We start from the raw sequence: 20679 nt of genomic DNA, 5'->3' as shown, positions 1-20679 counted from the left end.
GCCGTCAAATTTGACGGCTTTTCTGTTTTATAATAATATTTGGTTACTCTAGAAGTCTCCTCCTTCATCACCCATACCGCCATTCATGTCACCAGCTTCTCTGTTCTGTCTTTCCTGGTCGCGGCGCTGTTGGTTGAACCTGTAAGTGAACGAAAGAGTGATGCTGCGTTGCCTCCATTGAAACTCACTTTCTCTCTCAAATCTTTCAGTTACGGTAAACGCATCTCTTTTTCGGGAATTCAGTAGATCCTGAATGTTAAGAGTAAGCGAGGCTTTTTCGTTGAACAATTCTTTGCTCAAAGCCATATCTACCATAAATAAACCGTCGGTTTCTGTTTGGGCTCCTTCCGAAGCACCTCTGTAAAAAGCATTGGTTTGCCAGTCTATCTTCGCGGGGAGTGATACTTTAGAGCTAAACCTTCCATACCAGCTGGTGTTTTTAGCGCTGTAGTCAACCCCATTATAATCTCCGTCGGTATCAAACTGGAAGAAGTTTACGCTACCGTTCAGTCGCAGCCATCTTGTGGGGTTGTATAACACTCCGGCTTCGGCACCAAATCGTGCAGTGGTAGCTAAGTTGATAGGAATAGTTCTAATAACCTGCGTGCTATCTGTGGCTGTAGAAATTTGTTCTACCCTTTCAAATGAATCGGTTTCATATTGGTAATAAACCGAAGAGGTAAGGGTGAGCTTGTCCCACCTTTTAAGGTAACCAAGGTCGAACGCATCTGAATAAGCCGGTTCAAGATTTGGATTTCCCTGAAAGATGTTTGTTCTACTGGCTCTTGAAGGGAAAGGATTAATAAACCAGCCACGGGGCCTGTTTATCCTCCTGTTGTATCCAAGCGTGATATTTTCCTGCTCGTTTAGTTCATAAATAAGGTTCACAGTAGGGAATAGGCCTAGGTAATTGTTGTCAAAATCTGTATCAATAGGTATCTTAAATTCTTCTCTTAATTCTTCCTCGGTAAGATCGGAATCTATTTTCCCTTTCAGCTGAGTGTTTTCAAGGCGTAATCCCAAAAGGAAAGAGAAATCTCCAAACTTATTTCCGTATTGTGAATAAAGTGAGTTTACATTTTCGGTATAAGTGAATACGTTGGTAAGCGGACTCAATTGTAAAATTCCGTTCTCCCTATTTTCAAGCAGGAGTTGGTAATCGGTAACTTCTTCTTCAAAACTTCCGCGGTATCCTGCCTCAAATTGAGCATTCTCTCCAATTGGCCTCACATAATCGGCCTGCAGGAGGAATTCATTCTGTGTTTCTTCAGTAAAAGTTTGTTCCAGCGGGTAAAAAGGATCAAGCTTAGTGGTATTTGAAACAATACTTTCGTTAATGTCTCCCGTTTGCGTTTCCTCATCCCGTTCGTATTGGATGTCGGCAGTTAACTGGTGCCCGCTGTCATTAAATTTGTTGATGTAATTCAGGGCAAACTGGTAACTGTTGTCGTCTTCAATCTGGTTTTCTGTTCGCAGTGTCTTTAATATACCATCTTCGGTGTACTCGCTGCTGCGGTTGGTGGTAATGTCTTCATCTTCGCCATACCTGTAGAATCCGGTTGCTGTAATCGATGACATATCGGTGATGTAATATTCCATCCCAAGGCTGGTGTAGAAATTACGGTTAAGACGATCCATTCTTCGGTCTTCAACAAGCCTTTCAGAAGTAGGATCTATAAGCTCCCCGTCTTCATTTGTGTACTCCAAATAGCGAGTGTCTGAAAATGCTTTTCCGGGGGCATCAAAATATCTGAATCCGGTGGTGTTGAAAATATTGAATTTATCTTTTCTAAGGTTTACATTGGCTGAAAGTCCCACCTGATCGGGGTCTCCAACTCTTGCAGAAACTGACCCGTTAAGACCAAGCGTCTTTTCTTTTTTCAGAATAATATTCAGGATCCCTGCAGTACCTTCGGCGTCATATCTTGCTGAAGGAGAGGTGATCACCTCCACGCGCTCAATAGCATCTGCCGGAAGTTGTGACAGCACATCAGTATTTCCAAATCCTGCCATGGCCGAAGGTTTGCCATTAATAAGGATACGTACATTCTCGTTTCCTCTAAGGCTTATTCCGCCTTCAATATCTACCGAAACCGATGGCACGTTGTTAAGGGCATCGGCTACTGTACCGCCTGCAGTGGTAAGGTCTTTACCTATATTATATATCTTTTTATCGAGCCGTACTTCTACCTGTGTGGTTTCAGCAGTTACCACGACCTCTTCCAGTTCCCCGGCTGCCATTCCAAGCTTTACAGCACCCATATTAAGGTCTTTGTTTACCTGGCGATTTTTAAAGGTTTTAGGTTCAAAAGAAATGAATTCTATAGTAATATTATAGGTTCCCTGGCGTACGTCAATATTGAAATTTCCCTGCGCATCTGTAATGCCTCCCGTAACGTTTGATGGGTCGCCGGTACTTTGAAAGGAAATAGTTGCATACTCCAGCGGAGTACCCTGTTCATCGGTCACTTTTCCCGAAACTTCATACTGGGGTGCCTGTGCAAAGGCTGATAGAGAAAGTAATAAAAAGAAAGAAAAAATTAAGGCACTGGTTCGGTGCCGGGTGATGTTCGTAATCATACTTGGTTTTATTTCTTTGACAGGTAAAAACCAAAATGGTTTAATTTTTTACTGAAAAAAGCTTTTTTTTTATTATAAACAACTGATTATTAGGTGAAAATTTAGAGTTGTGGAGGGGAGAAAAGTAGCGGCTCATTTATAAAAAAATGCATTTTAGCCATTCTGAAAAACTGTAATAAAGTGATTATTTTTTTCTTCTGAAAATGAATCCTTTCTTTGGAAGATGCTTAAAAAACAAAACCGGAACGCAAGTCCCGGGGTGTCAAAAATGCCTTTTTAGAAGCCTCTTGTTTTATCCTATCAGCTCTTCAATATTGGAAGCCGGTCTTCCTATTACCGCTTTGTGTTCTGTTTCCACAATGGGCCGCTGAATGAGTTTTGGGTTTTCAGCCATCACTCTAATGAGTTCTTTATCGCTTAAATCGCGGTCGCGGTAATCTTCTTTCCAGATTTTTTCTTCTGTACGCACCAGTTCAATAGGCGCCATATTTAATTTCTGAAGTAGATCTGCAATTTCTTTTTCGCTCAGGGTATCCTTTAAATATTCGCGCACTTCAAAATCTTTGCCCGATTCTTCCAGAACCTGTAATCCTTCACGAGATTTTTTGCATCGGGTATTGTGGTAGATCTTTAGCATTGTTCTTTAAGTTATGAGTTTTGTCTTTTTTATTTTTCCAGTTGCGGGTTGCAGGTTGCAGGTTTTTTATTTGTGGAGTCCTGAATAGGGTTGACCGTTTTTGAGAGTTGGTTATTTAATTTAAAGTTACTAATTCTTTGTTTAATCTATATTCATATTCTACGGGAGTATAATCATGTATTGAGCTGTGTGGTTTCTCATGGTTATACATATATACAGCTTTACTTAATTTTCTATTCAGCTCATTTAAATTGGTAGGATTATATCCTTTCAAATAACTGTTCTTTATTGTTCCGTTGATCCTTTCTGCATGAGGATTTTCATAGACATTGACACACATGCTGTTTCTTAAATATCCTTTGGTAAGTTTTAAAAACTCTTTGCTGTAGTACTGTCCTCCACCATCGGAGTGTATGATAGGTTTTACCTCTTCATCTCCTTTGATGCGAGTCAGAGCCATCTTTAAAGCTGGTACTGTGGTGTCAACTGTTTTAAGAGTTTTGCTGGCACTATAACCAATTATCCTCCTGGAATATTGGTCCATTATGAAGGTGAGGTAATAGAACTTACTGTTCATTTCATAGTAGGTTATATCACTCACCCATACCTGGTTTATATCTGTCAACTCCCGATCCTTAACCAGGTTAGGAAAACGTATTACTCCGGTACTGTCTGTGGTTCTTCTAAAGGACTTTTTTGGCGCTATTTTAAATCCATATTCACCATAAAAGTCAAAGAACCTGTCTCTGCCCATTGTCTCAGGATTTACTTTCTTGTAGAGCGCTTTACACCCCATATCCGGATGATCCTCTCTTACCTGCCGCAGAATTACTTTTAGCTGCTCTTTCTCTTCCTCTCTTTCGATTTCTCTGTTGAGCCGCTGATGCACGTTCTGCTTTGTAGTTCCTAACCAACAATAGATCTGGTTCATTTTCCATCGGTGTTCTTTCCTGTTGAGCCAGAACCAGGTAAGGGTTTGGAACCAAGTTTTTTTTTGATGTCGATGTCATACATCTCTTCAGCAATATCGATCATCTTATTTTTGAACTCGATCTCGAACTGCTTTTGTCCAACCAGTTGCTCCAGTTCGCGGATCTTGGCCTTCAAATCCTGTATTTTACGGGTATCGCTCATAAGCTCAACAACTTGTTTTACACCTCGTTTGCGGTTGCGGGAGTACTTGTCCAGCCATTTATAAACTGCCGTAGTCGACACTTCATATTCCTTACTCACTTCCAGAACGGTAGAAATGTTCTTCTCAATTTCCCGTACCTTCTTACGTTTAAAGCTCTCACTAAAGTAACGATTTACTCGATTAGATGCTTCTTTAGAAAAATCCTGTGGTTTTGCCATAGTACTGAGTTGTATTAAACTCCGTAAAACGGTCAACTTATTTCAGTACCCGACAATTTTTTAAACCTTAAACCTTAAACCTTATTCCGCCTTCTGTCCCATCATCATGAGAAAGGCTTTTAGGAACTGGTCAATATCTCCATCCATCACCGAATCAACATTACCTGTTTCTTCACCGGTACGAACGTCTTTTACGAGCTTGTAGGGGTGCATCACGTAATTCCTGATTTGTGATCCCCATTCAATTTTCATCTTGGAATCTTCAATTTCCCTGCGCTGTGCCTGTTGCTTCTGAAGTTCAATTTCATAAAGCTGACTCTTCAGTAACTGCATGGCTTTGGTCTTGTTATCAAGCTGGGAACGCGTTTCAGAATTCTCTATCACAATGCCCGAAGGTGCGTGGCGCAGCCTTACGGCAGTTTCCACCTTGTTCACATTTTGACCTCCCGCACCCGATGATCTCATGGTTTCCCATGAAATATCTGAAGGATTGATATCAATCTCAATGGTTTCATCGGCCAGTGGATAAACATAAATACTGGCAAACGAGGTATGCCTTTTCGCATTACTGTCAAAAGGGGAAATTCTCACCAGGCGGTGCACTCCATTTTCTCCTTTTAGCCAGCCAAAGGCAAATTCTCCTTCTATTTCAATGGTCACCGTTTTCACTCCTGCAATCTCACCGGCCTGGTAGTTGAGTTCGCGTACAGAGTAGCCCCTGTCTTCGGCCCAGCGCAAATACATGCGCATCAACATTTCGGCCCAGTCACAACTTTCGGTACCACCGGCACCGGCAGTTACCTGCAATACGGCACTTAAGTTATCTCCCTCTTCAGAAAGCATATTTTTAAACTCCAGGTCTTCAATAAGACTTTTGGATTTTTCATGCCTTTCTTCAACATCTTCAGCCGTGGCTTCTCCTTCTTTGTAGAATTCATAGATCACTTCGAGATCGTCCACAAGAGTGACAGCCTCTTCGTAATCGTCTACCCATTTCTTTTGACAATTGAGCTCTTTTACAAGAAGTTCTGCTTTTTTGGGATCATTCCAGAAATCGGGAGCCAGGGTTTTTTCCTGGAGATTAGATATTTCTATGTTTTTGGCATCAACGTCAAAGATACCTCCTTAACGCAACCAGGCGATCTTTGAGATCTTTTATTGTCTCTGTTGTAAGCATACTTGAATTTTGAACAAAAATAGAATTAATGAGGGTTCCGGGAAACTATTTTACCAATATTTTATAGTTTTATACACCTTCAAAAATGTCATTTTTCAGGATCATTTCTGAAGGTCAAACGTTTAATATTTTATGATGAAAGAAATAGATCTTAGAAGTGATACCGTTACCAGGCCTACTAAAGGAATGATGCAGGCTATTATTAACGCCGAAGTAGGAGATGATGTTTATAAGGAAGATCCCACGGTGAACAAACTCGAGAGAAAACTGGCTGATATGTTTGGGATGGATGAAGCCCTGTTCTTTCCTACCGGAAGTATGGCCAACCAGGCAGCTATTAAATTACACACCCAACCGGCCGATCAATTGATTTGTGACAAGTGGGCTCATGTGTACAACTACGAAGGCGGCGGAGCATCCTTTAACAGCGGAGTGTCCTGTAAACTGGTTGACGGTGACCGCGGGATGATCACTGCAGCCCAGGTAGAGGAGAATATCAATCCGCCCGACTTTTATCACAGTCCGCTTACCACGCTTGTTTGCCTTGAAAATACTACAAACAAAGGCGGCGGTGCCTGTTATGACTTTGAAGAGATAAAAAAGATAAGAAAGGTGTGCGACGAACATAATCTTGGACTGCACCTTGACGGGGCCAGGCTCTTCAATGCCTTAGTCGCTAAAAATGAAGATCCGAAGGAGTATGGGAAGATCTTTGATACTATTTCAGTTTGTCTTTCTAAAGGTTTGGGTACGCCAATGGGTACTGTACTTATAGGAAATAAGAAGGTGATGAAAAATGCCATGCGCGTGAGAAAGGTTCTGGGTGGTGGCATGCGGCAAGTAGGTTTTATGGCTGCCGCTGGCATATATGCACTCGATAATCAGGTGGAACGCCTGGCTGAAGATCACAAAAGAGCTTCAGAAATTGGTAAAACCTTAAACTCCCAAAGCTATGTTGGCGAAGTTGAGCCCGTAGAAACCAATATTGTGATCTTTTATCTCAAAAATACTTCAAATGAAGCAGCTTTTATGAAATCCCTTCAGCAGGAGAACATTAGGATAAGCAATATGGGGCAGGGGAAGCTAAGGATCGTTACCCACCACGATTATTCCCAAGAAATGCATCAAAGGTTTCTGAAAATGCTGGAAAAAATAGAGCTGTAAAAAAAAGTTACCCGTCAAAAATGGCATTTTTGACGGGTAACTTTTTTTAGTCGTTAGACTGTAGGCGGGAGACGGTAGAGTTTTAGAATTATCTCAAAAATAAAGATTTAAGTCTAGTGTCTCCCGTCTAATATCTCAAGTCTAATATCTCATATCTATTTGCCCAGCATATCATTCATCCCGGGAATATCGGGCATACCTTCTTTGGCAACGGCGGCAAGTTCGGCTTCGTTTACTTCGGTTGCCCGGGCAACAGCTTTATTGATGGTTAGCACCAGGTAATCTTCCAGCTGTTCTTTGTCTTCAAGAAGTTCATCGGCAATTTCGATGTTTTTGATCTCACGGCTTGCAGTAATGGTAACTTTTAAAAGTCCGTCGGCCGATTGTTCATCGAGCAAAACAGTTTTAAGCCTTTCTTTAGTTTCTTCAACTTTTTTTTGGGTCTCTTTGATTTTATTCATCATGCCCATCATATCTCCAAACATAGTTTCATTTTTTCTGTTAATACAAAATTACCTAAAAAGTCTAATAAGAGAACTAATAGACACAGTTTTAAGTTTTCTTTATTAGAAAGCTTAACTTTGCAGCCGGTAAAATTAAAATGGAAAGATGAAAGTGGTTGCTCAAGAAATTAAGGCTCCGCGGGCTAAAAGGATTCCCGTACAACTTGAAAAACACGGAGATGTTCGTATAGATGATTACTTCTGGCTGCGAGAGCGCGAAAACCCTGAAGTACTTGATTACCTCACCCGCGAAAATGACTATAATGAGCGAATGACGGCTCATACAAAACAGTTGCAGGAAGATCTTTTTCAGGAGGTGAAGAAAAGGATCAAGGAAGATGATTCTTCTGTTCCTTATAAACTGAATGGTTACTGGTATGTTACCCGCTTTGAAAAAGGCAAGGATTACCCAATTTATTCCCGGAAAAAAGAAACCCTCGATGCGCCTGAAGAAATTCTTTTTGACGTGAACGAGATGGCTAAAGGCCACGACTATTACCGGCTTAGCGGCTTAAGTGTGAGCCCCAATAATAAGCTTATTTCTTATGCGGTAGATACGGTGAGCCGCAGAAAATATACGCTCTACATTAAAAACCTGGAGACAGGCGAAGTATATCCTGAAAAGATCAAAAATACTACGGGTGGTGCTACCTGGGCGAATGATAATAAAACACTTTTCTATGCCCGAAAGGACGAGGAAACCTTGCGTAGCAACAAGATTTTCAAGCATCGGCTGGGAACAAAGGCCAAAGAGGATGAGCTTGTTTTCTTTGAGGAAGACGAGACCTTTCATACTTATGTTTATAAATCAAAATCTCAGCGTTATATAATCATAGGATCAGACAGTACTTTAACTTCGGAATATAGGTTTATTGCCGCCGATGATCCTCATGGGGAATTACAAATTGTACAACCCAGAATTAGGGGTGTGGAGTATGGCATTGCCCACTACCGTGACAGTTTTTATATCCTCACAAATAAAGACGGAGCTACCAATTTCAAATTGATGAAAGCTCCGGTGCACAACCCGGGGATCGAAAACTGGGAAGAAGTAATTCCGCACCGCGAGCATGTGTTGCTTGAAGATATTGACCTGTTTAGAGATTACCTGGTGGTAAGTGAAAGGAGTGACGGTCTTAATAAGATCCACATTCGCAGGTGGGATGGCACCGATTCTTATTTCTTGCCGTTCGACAATGAAACTTACACCGCTTTTACGGGTACAAACCCCGATTTTGATACCGAAATATTGAGGTATACATACAACTCCCTTACTACCCCCACCCAGGTGGTAGATTTCAACATGCGCACCAGGGAAAAGGATGTGAAAAAGGAACTGGAAGTACTGGGAGGAAAGTTTCAGAAAGAAAATTATGTGTCTGATCGTATTTGGGCTACAGCGCCAGACGGTGCTAAGATCCCAATGACGCTGGTACACCGGAAGGAGTTGAAGAGAGACGGGAAAAACCCGGTGCTGCAGTATGCTTATGGTTCGTACGGTTCTACCATTGACCCGTACTTTTCAAATGTGCGGCTCAGCCTGTTAGACAGGGGCTTTATCTTTGTTATTGCACACGTAAGAGGAGGGGAGTACCTGGGGAGACAGTGGTACGAAGATGGAAAGCTGCTAAAAAAGAAAAATACTTTTACCGATTTCATTGACTGTACCAGGCACCTTATTGAGGAGAAATACACTTCTGCGGAACATATGTACGCCAGAGGAGGTTCAGCAGGAGGATTGCTTATGGGAGCAGTAGCCAACATGGCACCACAGCTCTATAAAGGCATTATTGCCTCGGTGCCATTTGTAGACGTAGTGACTACAATGCTAGATGAAAGTATTCCTTTAACAACAGGTGAGTATGATGAGTGGGGAAATCCTAATGATGCCGAATACTATACTTATATGAAATCTTATTCCCCATACGACAATGTTACGGCACAAAATTACCCTAACATGCTGGTCACTACAGGTCTTCATGATTCCCAGGTGCAGTATTGGGAGCCGGCCAAGTGGGTGGCAAAATTGAGGGAACTAAAAACCGACTCCAATAAATTACTTTTTCATACAAACATGGAAGCCGGGCATGGAGGAGCATCAGGCCGATTTGAAGCCCTGCGCGAAGTCGCTGAAGAATACGCTTTTCTTCTCGATTTAGAGGGAATGGACCAATAATTAAAATATTTGACTTAAATTTGCTTCGTTTGTGATCGTTCTATGGATACAATTTTCCAAAGACGATTATTGTAAATAACTTCAATTTATGAGAGAAGATTTACAGGTTTTCGATAATGTATTACAACTAGTAGGTAATACCCCTCTAATTCACTTAAACCGCGTTACCCAGGATCTTAAAGGTGACTTTTTTGCAAAAGTAGAAGCTTTTAATCCGGGCCACTCAACTAAAGATAGAATAGCATTACATATAATAGAAGAAGCCGAAAGAAAAGGTATCCTCAAACCGGGAGATACTATAATTGAGACTACTTCAGGGAATACCGGGTTTAGTATTGCCATGGTTAGTGTGATCAAAGGCTATGAATGTATACTGGCGGTTAGTTCGAAGTCGTCCAGAGATAAGATCGATATGCTTCGCTCTATGGGCGCCAAGGTATATGTTTGTCCTGCAAACGTAACTGCCGATGATCCTAGATCTTATTACCAGGTGGCTAAGAGAATGCACGATGAGATAAAGGGCTCGGTGTATATTAACCAGTATTTCAATGAACTTAATATAGAAGCTCATTACCTCACTACCGGTCCCGAAATTTGGAAACAAACTGAAGGAAAGATCACCCATTTGGTGGCTTGTAGTGGTACCGGCGGAACGATCTCTGGAACTGCCAGGTTCCTGAAAGAACAAAACCCCGACATTAGGATCATGGGAATTGATGCTTATGGCTCGGTGCTTAAAAAATATCACGAGACCAAAGAATTTGACTCTTCAGAAATATATCCGTATCGCATCGAGGGATTGGGGAAAAACCTGATTCCTACAGCTACAGATTTTGAGATTATCGACAAATTCGTGAAAGTAAGTGATGAAGACAGTGCCCATACCGCACGGGAACTTGCCCGCACCGAAGGGCTATTCGTGGGTTATACCAGCGGTGCAGCCTTGCAGGGAGTGCGCCAGCTTGACGAAGAAGGAGAGTTTGACGAGTCCAGTAAGGTCGTTATCATTTTTCCCGATCACGGTTCCCGCTATATGAGCAAAGTCTATAGCGACGACTGGATGAATGAACAGGGTTTCTTCGATAGTAAGAACGAAAAAGCTGAAAATCAGATAGAATTCATAAAATAACTACAGCATATTTTGTTCTGTAGTATATATAACCTCTTTCTTATTTTTTAAATAGCGGCAGAAGGAGCAGGTGCTGCCAAAGAATTTGCGTTGTAAGGTGCATGTTTTTCAGTGCATTTGAGAGACCGAAATTCTGAAGTTGCTATTTATTTGTTACTTTTGCAGAAGTGAAAAATACACAAAATGGCAGATTTATTTAATAAAATATATAAGGATAAAGGACCTTTAGGAAAGTGGAGTGAAGTGGCCGAAGGTTACTTTGTTTTTCCAAAACTGGAAGGGCCTATTTCCAACAGGATGAAATTCCAGGGAAAAGACGTGATTACCTGGAGTGTGAATGACTATCTGGGGCTTGCAAACCATCCCGAAGTGCGAAAGGTAGATGCTGAAGCGGCTGCCGAATGGGGTTCTGCGTATCCCATGGGAGCCAGGATGATGAGTGGTCACACGTCCTTACATGAAAAATTGCAGGATGGACTGGCCTCTTTTGTACATAAAGAAGCTGCATACTTGCTAAATTTTGGTTATCAGGGTATGGTTTCTACCATTGATGCCCTTGTTTCCAAGAAAGACGTTATTGTTTATGACGTTGATGCTCATGCCTGTATTATTGACGGGGTGCGCCTGCACCTGGGACAGCGCTTTACATACAAGCACAACGACCTGGAGAGCATTAAAAAGAACCTGCAACGTGCCGAAAAGATCACCGAACAAACTGGCGGCGGAATCCTTGTTATTTCTGAAGGTGTCTTCGGAATGAGAGGAGAGCAGGGAAAACTTAAGGAAATTATAGCGCTTAAAGAAAAATACAATTTCAGGTTACTTGTTGATGATGCACATGGCTTCGGAACTCTTGGGAAGACAGGAGCAGGAGCAGGTGAAGAGCAGGGAGTACAGGATGGTATAGACGTATATTTTGCCACCTTTGCCAAGGCCCTTGCCAGTACAGGTGCTTTTATAGCAGCCGATCGTGAAATTATAGACTACCTGAAGTATAATCTTCGTTCTCAAATGTTTGCCAAATCCCTGCAGATGCAGTTGGTAATTGGTGCTCTTAAGCGTCTTGAGATGCTAAAGACCATGCCCGAACTAAAAGAAAAGCTTTGGGAGAACGTGAACGCTCTTCAAAATGGCTTAAAAAGCCGTGGATTTGACATAGGAACTACACAGAGTTGTGTTACACCTGTGTATCTACAGGGAAGTATCCCCGAAGCAATGGCTTTGGTCAATGACCTTAGGGAAAACCATGGAATCTTCTGTTCTATTGTTGTGTATCCGGTAATTCCGAAAGGTCTTATCCTGCTAAGATTAATTCCTACAGCAGCACACACTTTAGAAGATGTAGAAGCTACGCTTACCGCTTTCTCTGCGATTAGAGAACGCCTGGAAAACGGAACTTACAGAAGATTGTCGGCAGGTGTTGCTGCAGCAATGGAAAAGTAATTTCTCCAAAATATCTTTAAAAAATCCCCTTTTTGAGGGGATTTTTTATGTCTTCTTTCCAGTTTTATAATTTGTTTAGCAGATAAGTAATATATTAAGACTTATCTTCTTCCGAAGTGAATTAAGAATTATAAAATAACAGGAGAATTATGAAAGATATGAAGTTAGCAGTGATCTATTACAGTTCCACCGGAACGAATTATCAACTGGCAAAATGGGCTGAAGAAACCGCAAGAGAAGGTGGTGCCGAGGTAAGGCTTAGAAAAGTGAAGGAATTGGCCCCAAAAGAAGCTATTGAGGCTAATGAAGACTGGAAGAAACACCTGGAGGCCACCCAAGATGTAAAGGAAGCTTCAATGGATGATTTGGAATGGGCCGATTGCTATATCTTTAGTGCACCAACCCGATATGGAAATCTTCCTTCGCAGCTAAAACAATTCCTGGATACTACCGGGGGATTGTGGTTTAACGGTAAACTCGCCAATAAAGTAGTGAGTGGTATGACCAGTGCAAGTAATGTGCACGGCGGGCAGGAGTCAACCTTGCTTTCTTTGTACAAGACCATGTTTCACTGGGGTGCCATAGTGGCTGCACCCGGTTATACCGATGAAGCCATCTTTAATGCCGGCGGTAATCCTTATGGAGTGAGTATTACAGCAGGGAAAGAGGAATTGGGAGAAAAAGTGAAAAAAGCCGTAGCCCACCAGGTAAAGAGAACGATGACCATGGGGCAGTGGGTTAAACAAGGTAGCCAGTAAATGCTTTTTTTGGAAGTCCTGTAAATTAACTCCTTCAAAAATTAAAGTACGAGCTCAGCGAAGAGGCGTTGCAGGGTTTGATCGAGATCGGTAGACAAGCCGGGATGTGGCCGGGAAGTCTGGATCACCGAACTCCGCACTGCGGTGAGCCATCTAAAGCGCGAGGGAATGTCCATCACCGCTATAGGCCCGCCATTCTTTGAACCTTCACATATCAGTTCAAATGACTGTAGGTTCTTCTCAAGCTGCTCCAGGTCAAGGTCTGGGCAAAGGCAAAGTAATTTTGTACTGTCCAGTTTATACCTTACCTGCAGGTATTTTTGATTTTTGCAAAACACCACGACCCCCACATTGAGAAACTCTTCACGTTCTACCCGTGGTACTACCCGTAAAGTGGCATATTCATACAAGTGCTTGTCTGGCATTTTGTGCTTCTTTTATAAATGTATCTGAATTCTGAAGACGAATTTCCAGGAAATTGATGTAGGCTTCTCTCAGCTCTTCAGCAGAGAGTTCGCTGTCTCTCCATTCTAACCAATCCTGTGGTAATCCTTCTACTATTTCCCTGATCTTTTCTTTGGTGAGCAGTTGTTTTATCTGCTGGTCTGCTTCCAAAAGTTGTGTTGCCTGTGGGAGTAATACGTGATCTTTAATTAAGCTGAAAGGGCTAAGCGCATGCTTCTCCAGGTTATTCCAGGAATGGTGAAAGTAAAAGGAGGCACCATGATCAATAAGCCAAAGCTCCCGGTGCCAAATGAGCATATTCGTATTTCTGAAGGTGCGGTCTACATTAGTGATAAAAGCATCCAGCCATACAATTTTGGAGGCCATAGCTTCATCTACAGTAGTTACTGCAGGATCAAAATTTATTGCGCCCGAGAGAAAATGAAGGGCGAGGTTCAGCCCCTGGCTACCCTGCAATAGATCCTGTATTTCTTCATCTCCTTCAGTTCGTCCAAAGGCTTCATCGAGGTTGGCGAAGACTAGCTCGGGTACTTTTAAACCTATTGTTCGGGCGATCTCACCTCCCAAAAATTCTGAAATTAGTGCTTTAACACCGTGACCGGCCCCTCTAAATTTTAGAACGTACTTAAAATCGTCATCTGCCTCGGCCAATGCAGGAAGGGAGCCACCTTCCCGCAGCGGTGCGATGTAACGGCAAACAGTTACAGTACGTATATCTTTTATGTCTCCCATAGAAGTTTCAAAAATAGCATTTCTGAAGTAAATTTATGCTTCCTGCATGTAGCTCCCGCATATTTCTAAAAATTTGACGCGATTTTGCCATTTTTGACACTTCAGGTTGAACTTCAGCATAGGGACAAAAACTTCAGAAGAAGCATCTTCAGGCTATAGTTTTTGCTGAAGGTTTTCACGTTAGTTACTAAATAATAGATGATGTGAAATATCTACAGACACCCCAATAATTCCAAAGTAATTTAGAAGAACCGGAAATAATTGTTACCTCTACAAAAAGGAAAGTCTGCACCAGATGGTGGTGCAGACTTATAAAGTTTTTCAGCGGTTATGACCAGAGTTTAGGCCAGTAACCTTTTTTGTTTTTGTTGCTTAATAGCTTTGCCTACAACTTCAAAAATATCCCGTTTAAGCCGTTTGTACTGTCTTGAATAATGAATAAAGTCATTGAGGATCTCCTTGTGCTCTTTGCGATATTCCCGTCCTTCTCTTTGTTCATCGAGATTCTCAAGAAGTTCCCGCAACTTATTTATGTGCTGGGCAACCCGGTTCTCCAGCAGTTTTAAGTCTTTCCTGGAGAGGTTTAACTGTTCAATGAGCTCTTTTACGCGAGAAAACAGCTGAGATTCAAGAATGGGTAAAGTGTATTCTTTAAGCATATCTTCAAAAAAGCGGTGTTCGTCTTTAATGAAGTTTAGTTCAGATTTCCACTGCAGGGAGGAGAAATGCATTTCATCGGGTGTTTTCCACTCAATGTACCGGTAGTTATGTGTCTTTTTTTCCATGACAAAAAGATTTAGACTTATTAAGGCTCGTTACTTGTGCGTCTTAGCAGAGGGCCGGTGTAGGAGTAAATTTCGGACTTAAATTTTCTGAATTTTTTAGCAAAATCCTGTACTTTCTGTTTCAATTTTAAATGCTCCTGGTGGTAGAAGACCTCACAACTAATATCTTCACATTCCAGTATTCCTTCAATATCATAGCGATGATTATGAACTTGTGTGGTGAGATCGAGGCATTCAAGTTTGATATTTTGCAGGTCATCATAGAATAATTGAAGCCGTTCGTACAGGTTGGGTACATCTTTTTGAAAAATATCTGCACTAAGGTAGAGGTTCAAAAATGTAATTTCCCCTTTAAAAAAAGTCAGTCTTTCTTTCCACCTCCTGTTTTCTTTGAGCAGGCGTTCTATTTCTTTTTCGTTGGCAGAGAAAGGCTTGGATATGTTCCGGTTCATAATCTGCTGTATTTAAGTCATTAAGGTAAGCATAAAAACAGTTGGTCAAGATGATATATGTCACAAAAAAAATTATGGGCCAGAAAATGAAGCCTATAAATCTGGCAAAAAGCATCAAAAAATTTAACTAAAAAATTTTTTCATCAGTATGTTTTGAGTGTCAAAAAATAATATACATTTGGCGCCTCAAACAATTAATAATTCATTTAAAATGAAAAAATCCTTTTTGACTTTTGCTGCTATCGCATTAGTATTCTCTTTTACTTCTTGTAAAGAAACAGCTACTGAAACTACTGAAGAAAGTGCAGTAGAAGTAATCGAAACTCCTGAGACTTCTGTTGAGGTTGAGGCTGTTGAGACTGAAGAAGTTGTTGATACTACCAGCACTGGCGGTGACGTAGTAGAAGACATTACAGATACTAACTCTGTAGAATAATTTATTATTTTTCAGATCCCGGCATTTTATTATGTCTAAACACAATCCGTGGCGAGAGCTACGGATTTTTTTTGTTTATACTTTTACTGTAATTACTTCTCCCAGGTGAGGGATTTTGGAAAGCCATTTATACTGGTCTTTTATTTTTACGCGTAGTACATCTGCAGCTTTTTTCTCTCCATGTACCAAGAATATTTGCTGTGGCATGTTTTGGAGATCATTTAACCACTGAAGTAACCCAGGCTGGTCTGCATGTGCAGAGAGGCTGTTAATGGTTTTAATTTCTGCTTTGATGGGGTAGTATTTTCCAAAGATCTTTACATCGGGCACACCTTCCTGTAATTGCCTGCCTCTTGTGCCTTCTGCCTGAAAACCTACCAGTATAACAGTAGTTTCGGGTTTTTCGAGATAAAACCTTAAGTAGGTGAGCACTCTTCCGCCTGTCACCATCCCGCTACCGGCAATCACCACTTTGGGTTGTGGATCTTCAATAGTTTTCCAGGTATCTTTATACCGGGTAATGATTCTGAAGAACTTCTTCATCTTTTTGAATTCTTCAGTATTTAATTTGTGCCAGGACATATACCTGCCAAAGATCTTAAGTACCTCATTGCCCATGGGGCTATCTATGTAAACCGGAATTCTGGGAATCTTATTCTCCTGGTAACACCTGTAAATTGCATACATAAGGGTTTGCAACCGCTCTACTGCAAAACTTGGAATAATAAGTGTCCCCCTGTTTGTAATCGTTTTATTGATAGCCTTGGCAAGTATCTCGTTTACATCTTCTTGTGGATGGATCCTGTCACCATAAGTGCTTTCCAGGAATAAATAATCGGCATATTGAGGTTGTAATGGCTGTTCCAGAAGTAAATCGGACTTTCTTCCTACATCTCCGGAAAAGACAAAGATCTTACCATTAAGATTTAATTCTATAAAGGTAGATCCCAGAATATGTCCGTTTTTACGAAACCTGATCTTCACTTTTTCTGAAATTTCTATCCATTCCTCTGTTCTTACAGATTTGAACAATTTGATGGTTTGTGCAACATCCTCTTCATTATAAAGGGGTAGTGCGGGCTCATGTATAGAGTAATGCTCTTCGTTGGCCCTATCTGCGTCTTCTTGTTGAATTTTAGCGCTGTCGGTAAGAATAACTTCAGCAATAGCAAGGGTAGGAGAGGTTCCTAAAATGTCATTTTTGAAGCCTTCTTTTATCAGCTTTGGCAGGTAACCGGTATGATCTAAATGTCCATGGGTAAGCAGTATGAGGTCAATTTTTTCTGGGGGAAAGGGAAATGCTTTCCAGTTAAGCTCTCTCAATTCTTTAAGCCCCTGAAACAATCCGCAGTCTACAAGTATATTCATCCACGGAGTCTCAAGGAGAAATTTTGATCCTGTTACAGTGCCTGCAGCACCTAAAAAATGAATATTAACTAAGTTTTCCATGTTTTTTAGCAGGTGCTATTAATTCCTGCATTTCTTTTAATATTCTTTTCTTTCTGTTCTTGCTTATTTCAAGTTGGTCCAGAAGAAAATCGTCCTTTAATAGTTGCCGGCACAATACGTTATCCCTGCTCAAAAGAAATTGCTTTTCCCTTGTAGATAATAAGGTAGACACGGTGATAGGGTATAGCCCTAATTTATCTATTCTTTCTTTTAGACCTTCACCTTTTGGAAAATCCCAACCCAACAATTTTAGGCCCACACATTGCCCATAGGCAATAGCATCTTTTGTAAATCGCGTATTGGTTATTACCCATCCTTCATGCCTTACTTCTTCTTTATTATGGTTCTTTAGCTGAAAGCTTTCAAGGTCAACAAACCTTGAATTGATATAAAGAGGGATTTTTACATCGCATTTCTTACCTTGTTCACTATGAAATTTACATTCCATGAACATTTTTAAACCTTCAGTTTCAGCAATAACATCTACTTCATGGCTTACACAGGTTCCCTGGAGAATCTTTCCTACCTGTACATGATATCCGCTATTTTCGAACAGTGCTCCAATAAATTTTTCAAAATGAAAACCTGTAGGGCCAAGTTCATAAATTGCTTTTTTTAGTTTATACCTTGAAGCTGTAAGTCCGTCCTGATGCTGTAGAAGATCAAAGGCGATTTTGTAAATTTTCTTTGTAGAAATATTGGGGTGAATATGAGCCCGAAGGTTGTGAAGAATATCAGCGATCACATGCTCCTGCGCGCCAGATCTTCTAAGAGAGGAAGCAATTTTTGCTTCTGAATATTCAGATATTTCTCCAGAAGCTGTGGTGATCTTCATCTTTTAATATTTAGTTCTAATTCTTTTCCGGCTGATGCAATACCAATACCGGAACTTTTGAAAAATGCGCCAGATTCTTATACACCGGGTTTAGGAGCAGGTTTTCTAAAAAACTGTGCTTTTTGTTGACAAAGGCGATCATACCACTACCGCGGCTTTCTGTAAACGAATATATTCCCAGGGGTACACTTAAATATTCCAGGAAGTGGAACGAATGCTTCACATCAGAGAGGTAATCTTTCAGCTGTTTTCTATTTTGGTGCTGGGTTTTGTTGAGTCCGCCTTCTTCTGAAATATGTAAGATTCGTAAAGCCGCTTTAAATTTGTGCACAAGAGAGATTAGATAATCAAGATCCTGAGGAGTGAGTCCTACTTTAAAGCTGTTGGCCAGTACAATTTCATTAGGTACAATAAAATCTACATGTGCAGGTACGCTTAATACAGGGCAATTTTCAATTTCCTCAATAATATTCAGGGAGTTGCTACCGTACATCACTTCTTTGTTTTCGGTATGGCCCTGGCTTCCTATCACCACCACATCAGTTCTTCTTTTGCGCAGTTCTTTCTTTACTGCATCAGGTAGAGGGAGGTTATGGAGTTTGCATTCAAAAGTATGAGCTTTGCCTTTGTTGCTTTCCAGTTCCTGTCTTACTTCTTCTATTTTCTTTAGAGCTTCTTCCTTCGCATTTGCAATGGCCGCTTCACCGGGTTTTGCCACTAAGTGACTGTTTTCGTAATAAATGAAAACTTTGTAAGCGTGCAGTAAAACAAAATGTGCTTTTTCATTCCTGTACATATCAATTACATACCTACAGGCATTTTTTGCATTTGCCGAAAAATCTGTGGGTAAGAGTACAGTTTTCATTTTATTTTCTTTTTTTTGAAGGAATTACCAAAAATGGCACTTTCACATTAAAACCTATTTCGTTGACTACAGGGGTAAAGAGTAAATTTTCAAAGAATGAATGTTTGTTGTTAACCATAGTAAGCATATCTATTTCATTCTCTTCCTGAAAATCATATATGGCGCGGGTAACACTTTTGCCGTTAATATTGTAAAAGTGATGGGCAAGGTCCTTAAAGGTTATTGATAATGCCTTTTTCCTGCTGGCCTGGCTTGATGTAAGATCTACTCCAAAATACACATGGAGAATATGTATTGTAGAAGAATGAGCAGTTGCCAGCTCTTTCATAATATTAAGAAGTGCAGGTATTTCTCCCTCATAATCTGTAGGGAAAAGAATTTCTTTGGGTGGCTTATACTCATAATGTGCCGGAATGGCCAGCAGTGGGCAGCGTGCTCTCTTTATGGCGTGAACGGTATGGGTGCCAAAAAGAATTTCTTCAGCGCCCGTAGCACCTTTTGTACCCATAACAATGAGATCTATTTCTTTTTCGGCAACTATATCTTTCATTTCATCATTCAGGAGATTGAATGAAGAGATCTTCTCAAAATGATGTTTTTCATTTTTAAAATTTCTTTTTATTCGTCTTAGCACCCTTTCAAGCCCTTTTTTTGATTTATCCTGGTAAATTTCTGTGAGGGTAGGATAATTGGAGTTGTATACCAGATATTCATTATCGTAAAGTACAGGAGTGTAGGTGTTTAGCAGGAAAAAGGTGCATTCTTCACTACTAAATAGCTGCACAGCATATTTGGCAGCATTATATGCGTTTTCGGAAAAGTCGGTAGGTAGCAGGATATTTTTCATGAGTTAAGGGTTTTGACTTTTAATACCGGTTGAAATTCTGGAGTACCAAAAATGGTATTTTTGGATGCAGTCCTATTTTGTCTATTGTTGAACTGTAAAGTATATTTTCCAGATAACTGTGACGCGAGTTGACCAGCACCAGTAGATCAATGTTGAGATCGTCTATCATCTTTTTGATTGCTTCGGTTTTTTCGAGCTCTTCTTCCTGGTGTTGCTGCACATTCACATCGTATAAATGTTCCAGGATCGCCTGTTTGTTGTCTTCCTGCCTCAAAGTTATTTCTGAAAATTTTGAAGCATACAACATGTGAATCTCTGAACAGAAGGAGCGGGCTATTCCTCCAACCAGTTTTAATTCGCGGCGTTGGTAAGGAAGCAGGTAGTTGGTAGGAAAAAGAACTCGTTTGGGATCTGAAAATTCGTAATCTTCAGGAATGCTCAACACCGGGCACTGCACGTATTTTATAATCTGAAGGGTGTTGCTTCCAAAAGTCAGTTGCCTGTCATTGGTAACACCCCGGGTGGAAGTAATAATAAGGTCGGCGTTTTCTTTTTCGGCTAAATCATTCACCTCATCTATCAACAGTCCAAATGCTGAAATTGCATGAAATGTGTGTTTAGGATTGGCGTAAAGGTCTTTTATCTGCTTCAGGATAACTGCAAGTTCTCTATCACTTTTTTCTTTAATGTTCTGTTTATATTCTTCGAGAAGATTAGATGTTATTACGCCCTCAAAACTGTAAACTTCATCGGCATATGCGTGAAGCACGTAAAATTCACTTCTTTCATACTTGAAGAGTTCTGCGGAATACTTTAGTGCCTGGAACGCATTTTCCGAAAAATCTGTGGGAACAATAATCTTTCTCATTTTATTGCATTTTCATTAAAGTTAG

The 20679-nt window shown here is 40.7% G+C and carries 21 protein-coding genes; 6 read left to right on the top strand and 15 right to left on the bottom strand.

The genetic code is table 11. The annotated features are described in order from the left end of the window. Positions 1–48 precede the first annotated feature (48 nt). From V5739_RS01875 to prfB, 5 genes are all read right to left on the bottom strand, one after another. The gene (locus V5739_RS01875; protein WP_423819438.1) at positions 49–2580 is read right to left on the bottom strand and encodes a TonB-dependent receptor domain-containing protein; all 2532 of its coding nucleotides are present in this window, start codon (positions 2578–2580) and stop codon (positions 49–51) included. 292 nt (positions 2581–2872) lie between these two features. Then, positions 2873–3217, bottom strand: a complete 345-nt coding sequence (arsC, locus tag V5739_RS01870; RefSeq protein WP_423819437.1) for an arsenate reductase (glutaredoxin) — start codon at positions 3215–3217, stop codon at positions 2873–2875. 115 nt (positions 3218–3332) lie between these two features. After that, complete coding sequence (locus V5739_RS01865) at positions 3333–4148, bottom strand: IS3 family transposase (protein ID WP_423818005.1); 816 nt, start codon at positions 4146–4148, stop codon at positions 3333–3335. Continuing rightward, entirely contained in the window at positions 4145–4570 is a 426-nt protein-coding gene (locus tag V5739_RS01860) for a transposase (protein ID WP_423818004.1), read from the bottom strand. Before V5739_RS01860 ends, V5739_RS01865 begins: the two co-directional genes overlap by 4 nt. 81 nt (positions 4571–4651) lie before the next feature. Next, positions 4652–5747, bottom strand: a protein-coding gene (gene prfB / locus V5739_RS01855; RefSeq protein WP_423819436.1) for a peptide chain release factor 2 whose coding sequence is annotated in 2 segments (ribosomal slippage) — positions 4652–5683 and positions 5685–5747 — 1095 coding nt in all. Because the reading frame shifts where the segments join, the coding sequence is not laid out codon by codon here. A gap of 135 nt (positions 5748–5882) precedes the next feature. On the opposite strand from prfB, the gene V5739_RS01850 reads away from it, so the two are divergent. After that, entirely contained in the window at positions 5883–6911 is a 1029-nt protein-coding gene (locus V5739_RS01850) for a threonine aldolase family protein (protein ID WP_423820431.1), read from the top strand. A gap of 155 nt (positions 6912–7066) precedes the next feature. On the opposite strand, the gene V5739_RS01845 is transcribed toward V5739_RS01850, so the two are convergent. After that, positions 7067–7396, bottom strand: coding sequence for a YbaB/EbfC family nucleoid-associated protein (locus tag V5739_RS01845; protein ID WP_266071200.1), 330 nt, complete (start codon positions 7394–7396; stop codon positions 7067–7069). A 124-nt stretch (positions 7397–7520) separates the two neighbouring features. On the opposite strand from V5739_RS01845, the gene V5739_RS01840 reads away from it, so the two are divergent. From V5739_RS01840 to wrbA, 4 genes are all read left to right on the top strand, one after another. Beyond that, positions 7521–9590: a S9 family peptidase gene (locus V5739_RS01840; RefSeq protein ID WP_423819435.1), complete on the top strand. Its 2070-nt coding sequence runs from the start codon at positions 7521–7523 to the stop codon at positions 9588–9590. A gap of 88 nt (positions 9591–9678) precedes the next feature. Beyond that, positions 9679–10719, top strand: coding sequence for a PLP-dependent cysteine synthase family protein (locus V5739_RS01835; RefSeq protein WP_423819434.1), 1041 nt, complete (start codon positions 9679–9681; stop codon positions 10717–10719). A gap of 183 nt (positions 10720–10902) precedes the next feature. Then, positions 10903–12162: an aminotransferase class I/II-fold pyridoxal phosphate-dependent enzyme gene (locus tag V5739_RS01830; RefSeq protein WP_423819433.1), complete on the top strand. Its 1260-nt coding sequence runs from the start codon at positions 10903–10905 to the stop codon at positions 12160–12162. 149 nt (positions 12163–12311) lie between these two features. Beyond that, positions 12312–12920 (top strand): NAD(P)H:quinone oxidoreductase, encoded by a 609-nt coding sequence (wrbA, locus tag V5739_RS01825; protein ID WP_423819432.1) that lies wholly within the window; start codon positions 12312–12314, stop codon positions 12918–12920. A 41-nt stretch (positions 12921–12961) separates the two neighbouring features. Here the strand turns inward: wrbA and V5739_RS01820 are convergent, their stop codons facing one another. The 4 genes from V5739_RS01820 to V5739_RS01805 all read right to left on the bottom strand — a co-directional run bounded on the left by V5739_RS01820 (position 12962) and on the right by V5739_RS01805 (position 15354). Beyond that, positions 12962–13345 carry a DUF3037 domain-containing protein gene (locus V5739_RS01820; protein WP_423819431.1) on the bottom strand — a complete coding sequence of 128 codons (384 nt, stop codon included), beginning with the start codon at positions 13343–13345 and terminating at the stop codon, positions 12962–12964. Further along, complete coding sequence (locus V5739_RS01815) at positions 13323–14117, bottom strand: HipA family kinase (protein WP_266071216.1); 795 nt, start codon at positions 14115–14117, stop codon at positions 13323–13325. Before V5739_RS01815 ends, V5739_RS01820 begins: the two co-directional genes overlap by 23 nt. 341 nt (positions 14118–14458) lie before the next feature. Continuing rightward, positions 14459–14902, bottom strand: coding sequence for a hypothetical protein (locus tag V5739_RS01810; RefSeq protein WP_345598973.1), 444 nt, complete (start codon positions 14900–14902; stop codon positions 14459–14461). A gap of 20 nt (positions 14903–14922) precedes the next feature. Then, positions 14923–15354, bottom strand: a complete 432-nt coding sequence (locus V5739_RS01805; RefSeq protein WP_423819430.1) for a hypothetical protein — start codon at positions 15352–15354, stop codon at positions 14923–14925. A 178-nt stretch (positions 15355–15532) separates the two neighbouring features. Between V5739_RS01805 and V5739_RS01800 the strand changes: the two genes are divergently transcribed. Next, positions 15533–15790, top strand: a complete 258-nt coding sequence (locus V5739_RS01800) for a hypothetical protein (RefSeq protein WP_266071168.1) — start codon at positions 15533–15535, stop codon at positions 15788–15790. 75 nt (positions 15791–15865) lie between these two features. On the opposite strand, the gene V5739_RS01795 is transcribed toward V5739_RS01800, so the two are convergent. The 5 genes from V5739_RS01795 to V5739_RS01775 are packed head-to-tail and all read right to left on the bottom strand — an operon-like array spanning position 15866 to position 20654. Further along, complete coding sequence (locus V5739_RS01795) at positions 15866–17239, bottom strand: MBL fold metallo-hydrolase RNA specificity domain-containing protein (protein ID WP_423819429.1); 1374 nt, start codon at positions 17237–17239, stop codon at positions 15866–15868. Further along, complete coding sequence (locus V5739_RS01790; RefSeq protein ID WP_423819428.1) at positions 17223–18074, bottom strand: ATPase; 852 nt, start codon at positions 18072–18074, stop codon at positions 17223–17225. The genes V5739_RS01795 and V5739_RS01790 overlap by 17 nt, the downstream gene beginning before the upstream one ends. A 16-nt stretch (positions 18075–18090) precedes the next feature. Further along, positions 18091–18939 carry a universal stress protein gene (locus tag V5739_RS01785; RefSeq protein ID WP_423819427.1) on the bottom strand — a complete coding sequence of 283 codons (849 nt, stop codon included), beginning with the start codon at positions 18937–18939 and terminating at the stop codon, positions 18091–18093. 1 nt (position 18940) lies between these two features. Next, positions 18941–19786, bottom strand: a complete 846-nt coding sequence (locus V5739_RS01780; protein WP_423819426.1) for a universal stress protein — start codon at positions 19784–19786, stop codon at positions 18941–18943. Between the two features lie 19 nt (positions 19787–19805). Beyond that, on the bottom strand, positions 19806–20654 hold the full coding sequence (locus V5739_RS01775) for a universal stress protein (RefSeq protein ID WP_423819425.1): 849 nt from the start codon (positions 20652–20654) through the stop codon (positions 19806–19808). Between the last annotated feature and the right edge of the window lie 25 nt (positions 20655–20679).

It is taken from the genome of Salinimicrobium sp. TIG7-5_MAKvit (assembly GCF_049569215.1).
GTDB classification, from domain to species: Bacteria; Bacteroidota; Bacteroidia; order Flavobacteriales; family Flavobacteriaceae; genus Salinimicrobium; species Salinimicrobium profundisediminis.
The sequence above is the reverse complement of the archived record's forward strand: the minus strand, read 5'-3'. Positions and strand labels throughout refer to the sequence as shown.